General features: G+C 40.5%; 2 protein-coding genes. Both read right to left on the bottom strand.

The window, feature by feature from the left end; translation table 11 throughout:
* Nucleotides 1-43 precede the first annotated feature (43 nt).
* Nucleotides 44-925 (bottom strand): IS3 family transposase, encoded by an 882-nt coding sequence (locus PBAT_RS19555; RefSeq protein ID WP_068652084.1) that lies wholly within the window; start codon nucleotides 923-925, stop codon nucleotides 44-46.
* Between the two features lie 8 nt (nucleotides 926-933).
* On the bottom strand, nucleotides 934-1,230 hold the full coding sequence (locus tag PBAT_RS19550) for a transposase (protein WP_068652082.1): 297 nt from the start codon (nucleotides 1,228-1,230) through the stop codon (nucleotides 934-936).
* Nucleotides 1,231-1,302 lie beyond the last annotated feature (72 nt).

The following is a 1,302-nucleotide window of genomic DNA, read 5'->3' as shown; positions in this document are numbered from 1 at the left end:
TGAAGTGACCCCTGTCAAGTAGACAATTAACAAAAAGCAATATTTAAGCAGCCTGAGTCCTGTATTCGTAGGGGCTCAGGTTGTTTAGTTTCTTTTGAAAGCGTTCATGGTTGTAGAAATGGATGTACTGCTTAACGGCGTGTTCGACCTGCTTTACAGAATGAAAAATATGAAGATAGAAGCACTCTGCTTTAAAATGACTGAAGAAGTTCTCCATACATGCATTGTCCCAACAGTTTCCTTTCCGGGACATGCTGGCTTGGATGCCGTATCGTTTGAGTAGGTAACTATACTGGCGGGATGTATACTGAAATCCTTGGTCACTATGCAATAGAACACCTTTGGTATCCTGTTGTTTTCGTACCTTTTTCACCGTATCAAATACCAATTTCAAATCGTTTTTATGACTGATCTGGTAGGCTATAATTTCATTGTTATAGAGATCTTTAATCGCTGAGAGGTATAGTCTTTGTCCGTTGAACATCAAATAGGTAATATCGGTTACCCACTTCGTGTTTGGCTGACTGGCTTTGAATTCCCTGTTTAGATGATTCCCTGAAATCACGTAAGCTTCTTTCTTGCCATAATAGGGTCTCTTCCTCCGAATGACAGACTTAATTTCAAGTTCATTCATAAGTCTCTGTACACGCTTATGGTTCATATGTATGCCATAGATTCTATATAGCCAAGTTTTTACCCTCCGATAGCCGTAAATCCCTCTCAGCTTCCTGTGACATTCCATTATTTTTAGCTTCATGGCTTCATCTTCTATTCGTTTCTGAGAACTAGACACTCGACGTTTTACCCATTTATAGAAACCGCTTCTGGACACGTTAGCCAGTTGACATAGCAGTATGACATTGTACCCGTTTCCAACTAATTCATTGATTACTGTAAATTTTTTGCCGCTTGGTACGGCGTCCATTCCTCCTTTTACATCCGTAAGAGCTTTTTTAACAGTTCGTTTTCCGCTTCAAGGCGCTTCAGCTTAACCTTAGGATCTTCTGATCGAGTTCTCGGTCTACCAACTCCAGGGCCTATTGCTTTGCCTCTTTTCTCCTCCAGTCCTTTCATTCCCTCCGCTTGAAAATGATTCACCCAACGTCGGACTAAGGAATGGTCGATATCCAATTCTTTACCTACACTCTTGTAGCTCATTCCCTTTTTGAGATAGAGATTGACTGCCTTTTTCTTAAATGCAACATCGTAAGTCTTCCTAATTTCGCCCATAAAAAAATCCCCTCCATAATAGACAGATTAATCGGCTTGCTTTTTTCTGTCTACTATAAGGGGAGCATATCA

Origin of the sequence: Paenibacillus antarcticus (genome assembly GCF_001637225.1) — a bacterium.
In the GTDB taxonomy this organism is placed as follows: Bacteria; Bacillota; Bacilli; order Paenibacillales; family Paenibacillaceae; genus Paenibacillus_AQ; species Paenibacillus_AQ antarcticus.
Note: the sequence above shows the minus strand (reverse complement) of the source record. Positions and strands in the feature narration are given on the sequence as shown.